Origin of the sequence: Rhizobium metallidurans (assembly GCF_014196505.1) — a bacterium.
Taxonomy (GTDB): domain Bacteria; phylum Pseudomonadota; class Alphaproteobacteria; order Rhizobiales; family Rhizobiaceae; genus Rhizobium; species Rhizobium metallidurans.
In genome coordinates this window covers 1-7,898 of the sequence record NZ_JACIDW010000049.1, presented here as the reverse complement: position 1 = coordinate 7,898, position 7,898 = coordinate 1, and the positions used below count along the sequence as shown (strand labels likewise).

At 66.1% G+C, this 7,898-nt stretch carries 7 protein-coding genes; all 7 read left to right on the top strand.

The annotated features are described in order from the left end of the window. Window positions 1-268 precede the first annotated feature (268 nt). The 7 genes from GGQ67_RS24820 (at window position 269) to GGQ67_RS24790 (ending at window position 7,760) form a co-directional block, all read left to right on the top strand. Entirely contained in the window at window positions 269-1,342 is a 1,074-nt protein-coding gene (locus tag GGQ67_RS24820) for a LacI family DNA-binding transcriptional regulator (protein WP_183902775.1), read from the top strand. Window position 1,343: 1 nt separating this feature from the next. Further along, on the top strand, window positions 1,344-2,366 hold the full coding sequence (locus tag GGQ67_RS24815) for an ABC transporter substrate-binding protein (protein ID WP_183902774.1): 1,023 nt from the start codon (window positions 1,344-1,346) through the stop codon (window positions 2,364-2,366). Window positions 2,367-2,438: 72 nt separating this feature from the next. Beyond that, window positions 2,439-3,266: an ABC transporter permease gene (locus GGQ67_RS24810; RefSeq protein WP_183902773.1), complete on the top strand. Its 828-nt coding sequence runs from the start codon at window positions 2,439-2,441 to the stop codon at window positions 3,264-3,266. Then, a complete protein-coding gene (locus tag GGQ67_RS24805; protein ID WP_018902538.1) occupies window positions 3,263-4,042 on the top strand; it encodes an ABC transporter permease in 780 nt (259 codons plus the stop codon). Before GGQ67_RS24810 ends, GGQ67_RS24805 begins: the two co-directional genes overlap by 4 nt. Then, window positions 4,035-5,060 carry an ABC transporter ATP-binding protein gene (locus GGQ67_RS24800; RefSeq protein WP_183902772.1) on the top strand — a complete coding sequence of 342 codons (1,026 nt, stop codon included), beginning with the start codon at window positions 4,035-4,037 and terminating at the stop codon, window positions 5,058-5,060. The genes GGQ67_RS24805 and GGQ67_RS24800 overlap by 8 nt, the downstream gene beginning before the upstream one ends. Window positions 5,061-5,064: 4 nt before the next feature. Further along, window positions 5,065-5,985, top strand: coding sequence for a nucleoside hydrolase (locus GGQ67_RS24795; RefSeq protein ID WP_183902771.1), 921 nt, complete (start codon window positions 5,065-5,067; stop codon window positions 5,983-5,985). Further along, complete coding sequence (locus tag GGQ67_RS24790) at window positions 5,982-7,760, top strand: adenine deaminase (RefSeq protein ID WP_183902770.1); 1,779 nt, start codon at window positions 5,982-5,984, stop codon at window positions 7,758-7,760. Before GGQ67_RS24795 ends, GGQ67_RS24790 begins: the two co-directional genes overlap by 4 nt. The last annotated feature ends 138 nt before the right edge of the window (window positions 7,761-7,898 follow it).

The following is a 7,898-nucleotide window of genomic DNA, read 5'->3' as shown; positions in this document are numbered from 1 at the left end:
ATCGACTACGTCTCGCTCAACGTCGCCATCGGCGGCGGCTACAACCCCGGCGGAGCAACGGCCCCCAAGCCGGTCGCCGCCAAGGCAAGCCCCGCAAAGGCGGGCTGAGACCACCGCGATCAGACAAAGCCCCGGTTCGCCGGGGCTTTTTCGTTTCCGCGATGCGCGCAATTGCGGAAAATCACAAAGCGGCGCAAGATTGGATTCGACAACACCCCCGTCGTCATGTACGCATTGGTTAAACGATTAATCCAATCCGTCGAATATCATGCCCACAGCCCGACCGGGACCCAATCTGAGCAGGATCGCAACGTCGCTTGGCGTCTCCGTCGCGACCGTGTCGAACGCGCTCTCGGGCAAGGGTCGCGTATCCGAACAGCTCGCCGAGCGTATCAGGGAACACGCCGCCGAACTTGGATACGTCCCCAGCCAGGCGGCGCGCGCGCTGCGCACCGGCCGCAGCGGCGTCATCGGCCTGGTGCTGCCCGATATCGCCAATCCACTCTTCCCGAAACTGGCGCAGGCCATCGAATTCGCCGCGACGTCGGCCGGCTACGGCGTCCTCATCGCCGACTCGCGCGGCAACATCACCGCGCAGACCGAGGCCATCAACCGGCTGGTCGAGCGCGGCGTCGAAGGCCTTGTCATCGTCCCGCGCCGCGCCACCCGCATCTCCGCCGCCAGCTGTCCGGTCGCCGTCATCGACACCGCCTCGACGCCGGGAAACACGGTGGCCGCCGATCACTGGCAGGGCGGCCGCGACATCGCCGACCACCTGGCCGAACTCGGCCACAAGCGTATCCTCGTCATCGGCAACAACCCCGAATCCAACGTCCAGAACGACCGCGTCGGTGGCATCCGCTCCGGATTGCGACCCGACATGCACTCCTCCACGCTGTGGATCGAGCGCCTGGAGCGTGAGCACGGCACCGGCTGCACGCTCGGCCTCGCCGAGAAGGTCCGCGAAGGCTACACCGCCTTCGCCGCGCTATCCGATCTTCAGGCGCTCCGGGCACTCACCGAACTGCAGCGCGACGGCATCGCCGTTCCCGACATGGCAAGCGTCACCGGCTTCGACGACCTGATCTTTTCCCCCGTCATCACGCCTGGCCTGACGACGGTGGCGATGGACATGGCGACGATCGCCGATATCGCCATCTCCTCGCTCCTGAAAACCATTCAGACGAGCGGCAGCCGCGAAGGCATGCTGGTCGGTGCCGACACCGACCGGGTGCCCATGCAGCTCATCATTCGCCAGTCGTCGGGGCCCATCGCCCCGGGCAACGGCGACCCCACCAAAGTCGACCCGGCCAAACGAGCCTCTCAAACGGAGACCTCCTGATATGAAGCATGCCCTCATCGCCTCGGCGGCCCTTCTTGCCCTGACGCCGGTCGCTGCCAGCGCTCAGGAAAAGACGCTCACGATCTCCGTCTATGCCTTCGCGCAGGATGACTTCAAATCGATCGTCTACGACCCCTTCGAAGCCAAGTGCGGCTGCAAGCTGGTGGTCGAAACCGGCAACAGCGTCGAGCGCCTGGCGAAGATGGAAGCCAACAAGGCCAACCCCGTGGTCGACATGGCCGTCGTCTCGATGACGGATGCGCTGTCGGCCACACGCAAGGACCTGATCGACAAGATCGACACGTCGAAGCTCACCAATTTCGACAAGCTCTACGATCTCGCCAAGGATCCGAACGGCGACGGCATGAGCGTCGGCTACACCTTCTACGCCACGTCTATCGCCTACCGCTCCGACAAGATGAAGATCGAGAGCTGGGCCGACCTCCTGAAGCCCGAATATGTCGGCCACGTCGCCTTCCCGAACGTCACCACCAACCAGGGCCCGCCGGCGCTGTACATGCTTGGCCTCGCGCTCGGCCAGGACAACCCCGACCTGAAGGCGCCGATCGCGGCCGTCGGCGAAAAGAAGGACGACATCGTCACCTTTTACGAGAAGTCCTCGCAGCTGGTGCAGCTGATGCAGCAGGAAGAAATCTGGGCCGCCCCGATCGGCCGCTTCTCCTGGGCGGGCTTCACCAAGCTCGACGTGCCCGTTGCCTGGGCGACCCCCAGGGAAGGCCAGACCGGCGGCATGAACGTCATGGTCATGACCAAGGGCTCGAAGAACCAGGACCTCGCGCTGCAGTTCATGGATTTCTGGCTGTCCACCGAGATCCAGACCAAGCTCGCCGAAAAGCTGGTCGACAGCCCGGCCAACAGGCAAGTGAAGGTTTCCGACGAGGCCGCCAACAACCTCACCTACGGCGAGGACACGGTCAGGAACCTCAAGCTCATCCCGTCCGCCGCCGCCCTCGACAACCGCGCCGGCTGGCTGAAGGATTGGAACGACACGGTCGGCCAGTAACGGCCAGCCACCATCAGGACGGCTCCGGCACCATCCGGAGCCGCGTCATGCGATTGCTCTGAAAGACGCCTCATGTTTCAAAACCGCACGGAAGCCCTGGCGCTTGCCTTGCCCGCGGCCCTGTTCGCCGCGCTGGTCTTCCTGCTGCCCGTCGTCATCCTTCTCTCCGAGGGCTTCCGCATCGACGGCAGCTGGACGCTCAGCGCCTACACCGGCTTCTTCTCGCAATCGCTGAACCGCACGGTCTTCCTGCGCACCTTGAAGCTCGGCCTCGAAGTGACCGCCGTCTCCGCCGTCATCGGCTACGCGGCGGCATTCGCCATCGTCAACCTGCCGCCCAAGGGCAAGGGCCGGATGATCGGCCTCGTCACCCTCCCCCTGATGATCTCGCCTGTTGCCCGCACCTATGCCTGGATCGTCATCCTCGGCCGCACGGGCATCGTCAACCAGGCAATCCAGGGCCTCGGCCTCAGCGATACGCCGCTGCGCCTGCTCTTCACCGAGACCGCCGTCTTCATCGGCCTGCTGCAGCTCTTCCTGCCGCTGATGATCCTGTCCCTGATCAGCGCGCTCGAAAACATGCCGAAGGACGCCATTCCCGCCGCCCGCGTACTCGGCGCCAACTGGTTCCAGGTGTTCTGGAAGGTGATCCTGCCGCTGACCCGCGAAGGCCTCGTCGTCGGCGGCACGCTCGTCTTCACCGGCTCGCTCACCGCCTACATCACCCCCGCCGTGCTCGGCGGCTCCAAGGTGCTGATGCTGGAGACGCTGCTCTATCAGCAGGTCTCCGTCGCCAACGACTTCGTCGCCGCCAGCGTCATCGCCTTCATGCTGATCGTCATGAGCTTCGCCGCCAACATCCTCTTGAAGCGCCTAGCTACAGCGAGGAACAAGCGATGACCTCCCGCATCCTCTCGCCGCTGGTGCTCGGCCTGTTGCTGATCTTCCTGATCGGGCCGTTCTTCATCATCATCGCCGCCTCGCTGTCGGCGGGCGATACGCTGGCCTTCCCGCCGCAGGGCCTGTCGCTGCGCTGGGTCTTCAAGGTCTTCACCATCGACAGCTTCCGCGACAGCTTCGCCATGTCGATGCTGCTCGCCGTCGGCGGCACGCTGGCGGCCCTCGTCCTCGGCATCCCCGCCGCCTATGCGCTGTCGCGCTACAAGCTGCCGGGCGCTGAGACCATCCGCACCATCGTCTCGCTGCCGATCATCGTGCCGGGGATCATCGTCGGCCTGGCGCTGCTGCGCTATCTCGTCGTGCCCTTCGGCTTCAACATCACGCTGGCGCTGTTCTTCGCGCACACCGCGCTTGTGCTGCCCTATGCGGTGCGCGTCGTCTCCGCCAGCCTCAACAACCTGCGCTCCGATATCGAGGAGGCGGCCGTCCTGCTCGGTTCGTCGCGATCAGGCGCCTTCTTCCGCGTGGTGATGCCGAACATCCGCGGCGGCATTCTCGCGGCCTTCATCCTCGGCTTCGTCACCAGCTTCAACCAGGTGCCCGTCTCGCTCTTCCTCTCCGGTCCCGGCGTCCGCACCCTGCCGATCGACATGCTGGGCTACATGGAAACCACCTACGACCCGTCGATCGCCGCCCTTTCGGCGCTGCTCGCCTTTCTGTCCATCGGCATCGTCTTCCTTGCCGAACGCTTCCTGGGGTTCTCTCGCTATGTCTGATACCTATCTGCAACTCGACAAGCTGACGCTTGCCTACGGCGATACGGTCGCGGTGAAGGATCTCGATCTCTCGATCAAGAAGGGCGAGCTCGTCGCCCTCCTTGGCCCCTCCGGCTGCGGCAAGACCACGACGATGCGTTCCATCGCCGGCCTGCTCAACCCGGCCTCCGGCCGCATCACGCTGGATGGCGCCGATATCACCCGCATCTCCGCCAACAAGCGCAATGTCGGCCTGGTCTTCCAGTCCTACGCGCTGTTCCCGCATCTGACCGTCTACGAAAACGTCGCCTTCGGCCTGCGCCTCAAGGGCATCAGCGGCCAGGATCTCGACAACAAGGTAACCGCATCAATCAAATCCGTCGGCCTCGCCAGCTTCGCATCGCGCAAGCCCGGTGAACTCTCGGGCGGCCAGCAGCAGCGCGTGGCGCTTGCCCGCTCCATGGTCATGGAACCCAAGGTTCTGCTTCTCGACGAGCCGCTCTCCAACCTCGACGCCCGCCTGCGCCTGGAAATGCGCGCCGAGCTCCAGCGCGTCCAGAAGGAAACCGGCGTCACGATGATCTTCGTCACCCACGACCAGATCGAGGCGCTGGCGCTCGCCGACCGGATCGTGGTGATGCTGAATGGCGGCATCGAGCAGATCGGCACGCCGGAAGAAATCTACAACAAGCCCGTCTCGGCCTTCGTCGCCGATTTCGTCGGCTTCGAAAACGTCTTTGCGCTTGATAACGGCAAGCTCGCGACATCCAACTCACGCGTCGAGCTTTCCGCTCCAGCGCCACAGGCCGCCAAAGGCCTGGCCTGGCGTCCGCGCATGGTGATCCTTGGTTCAGGTCCTTTCCAGGGCACCGTGCGCGGCACCTCGTTTGCCGGCAACGTCAGAGAATATCTGCTCGACACCCCGCTCGGGCCGATCAAGGCCGAGGTCGATGCCGGCGAGCCGAGCCACGCCATCGGCTCCACGCTTGCCTTCGATCTGCCGGTCGCGGCCGCGGCCCCACTCTCTCGCTACAGGTAATATCATGGGCGTCTGGATCGACACCGACATGGGCTTCGACGACATCGCCGCCATTCTGGTCGTGGCGCATGCAAAGCTCGACATCGCGGGCGTCTCGCTGGTCTTCGGTAACACGCCGCTGCCGCAGGTACGCAGAAATGCCGCCAGCGCCGCAAAGGCCTTCGGCTGGACCTTCCCGATCCACTCCGGCCGTGCCTCAGCCGTGCTTGGGGAGATCGAGACCGCCCAGGCCATCCTCGGCGAAACGGGCATCCCGACATCGGGCAAGACGCTGCCCGACGCCCCCGCCCTGCCCGACAGCTGCGCCTTCACCGCGCTCTGCGACTGGCTCTTGCAGGACGGCCCGCACCGCATCCTGGCGCTCGGCCCGCTGACGAACATCGCGGCGCTTGCGCTCGCCCGCCCCGATCTCGCCGCCCGCATCACCGAGCTCAGCTGGATGGGCGGCGGCGTCACATCAGGAAACCACACGGCATCCGCCGAGTTCAACGCGCTGGCTGATCCCGAAGCGCTGGCGATCGTCATCGCCTCCGGCCTGCCGCTGCGCATGGTCGATCTCGACCTCTGCCGCAAGGTCATCGCCGTCCCCGACGACGTCGCCCCGATCCGCAAGGCCGGCGGCGCCAACGCCGAGATGCTGGCCGATTTCCTCGACGGCTATATCGGCATCGGCACCAGCCGTGGCCGCGCCGGCATGGCGATCTACGACCCCTGCGCCGCCGTGGCCTTCGCCCATCCCGAGATCGTCACCTTCCGGGCAGCCCGCATCGACGTCGAGCTGCAAGGCAAACTCACGCGCGGCCGCACCGTGGTTGAAACCCGCGCCACCCACGCCAAGCCGAATGCCGACTACGCCGTCGAGATCGATAGCGACGCCGCCCGCGCCATCATCCTCGGCGCGCTCCAGCAGGAGGCCGCCCGATGAGCCAGTTGGAGCCCATGGACCTCAGCGATCCCAGACTGCGCGCCCGCGCCGTTGCCGCAGCACGTGGCGATGCACCCTTCGATGTGCTGATATCGGGCGGACAGCTGCTCGACGTCGTCACCGGCCTGATCCGCGGCGCCGATATCGGCCTCGTCGGCCCGCTGATCGCAAGCGTGCACGCGCCGCTAAGCCGCAAGGACGCCGCGCAGACGATCGACGCTCGCGGCAGCATCGTCGCCCCCGGCCTGATCGATACCCACATGCACATCGAAAGCTCGATGGTCACCCCATCGGCCTACGCCGCCGCCGTCCTGCCGCGCGGCGTCACGACCGTGGTCTGGGACCCGCACGAATTCGGCAATGTCCACGGCATCGATGGCGTGCGCTGGTCGATCGAGGCAACACGCGGCTTGTCCCTCCGCACCATCCTGCTCGCCCCCTCCTGCGTTCCCTCGGCGCCCGGCCTCGAGGTCGCGGGTGCCGATTTCGACGCTTCCGTCATATCCGAACTGCTGCGTCGACCCGAGATCGGGGGCGTCGCCGAAGTCATGAACATGCGCGGGGTCATCGACGGCGATCCCCGCATGACCGGGATCGTCAATGCCGGCCTTGCATCCGGCAAGCTGGTCTGCGGCCACGCGCGCGGGCTGGAAGGCAGCGATCTCAACGCCTTCATGGCGGCGGGCGTCACCTCCGACCACGAGCTCACCTCGGCCGACGATCTCCTGCTGAAGCTCGCCGCCGGCCTGACCATCGAGCTGCGCGGCTCGCACGATCACCTGCTGCGCGAATTCGTGGCGGCGCTTGATGGCATCGGCCACCTGCCCTCCACCGTGACGCTCTGCACCGACGACGTCTTCCCCGACGAACTCCATTACTGCGGCGGCCTCGATGACGTCGTGCGCCGTCTGGTCAGCTACGGCATGAAGCCCGAATGGGCGCTGCGCGCCGCCACCTTCAACGCCGCCCAGCGCCTGCGCCGCCCCGACCTCGGCCTCATCGCCGCCGGCCGCCGCGCCGATATCGTGCTGTTTAGGGATTTCACCGAGTTCGAGACCTCAGCCGTCTTCGCCAATGGCCGCCTCGTCTCGCGCGACGGCGAGATGGCGATCGACCTGCCCGCCGTCGACAGCGCGCCGCTGCAGCACTCCATCAAGCTCGAGGCGCTGACCGAAAACGACTTCCGCATCCCATCCGAAGGCAGCCGCGTCCGCGTCGCCACCATCGACCGCCCGCGCTTCACTGAGTGGGCGCAAGCCGAAACCGCCGTCGAGGACGGCTACGTCGTGCCGCCCGAGGGCAGCGCGATGATCTCCGTCGTCCACCGCCACGGCGAGGTAGACGCCCGCCCGCGCATCGGCTTCCTCACCGGCTGGGGAACATGGCGCGGCGCCTTCTGCACCACGGTTTCGCATGACAGCCACAACCTCACCGTCTTCGGCGGCAATGTCGCGGACATGACCATCGCCGCCAACGCCGTGATCGCGGCCGGCGGCGGCATGGCTGTGGTGCAGGACGGCGAGGTCAGGGTGCTCCTGCCGCTCCCCCTCTCCGGCCTCGTCACCGAGGCCCCGCTCGAACAAACCGCGGAAACCTTCCGCGCCATCCGCCGCGCCATGGAAGACGTCGTCGACTGGCGGCCGCCCTACCTCGTCTTCAAGGCCTGCTTCGGCGCCACCCTCGCCTGCAACCTCGGCCCGCACCAGACGGATCGCGGGATCGCCGATGTGCTGACGGGACGGGTGATGGAAACACCGGTGCTTGAGGTGTTGTAGAGGGTGATTGGGGTGGTTGGAGATGGTTGGCCACGCACCGCGTGGCCCCCTTGCATGTTCATTTTGCGTTGATTGTCTGATGATCGATGCGCACTCCGACGGATGGCCATCCGTCGGAGTGCGGACGTTCGGGACCGC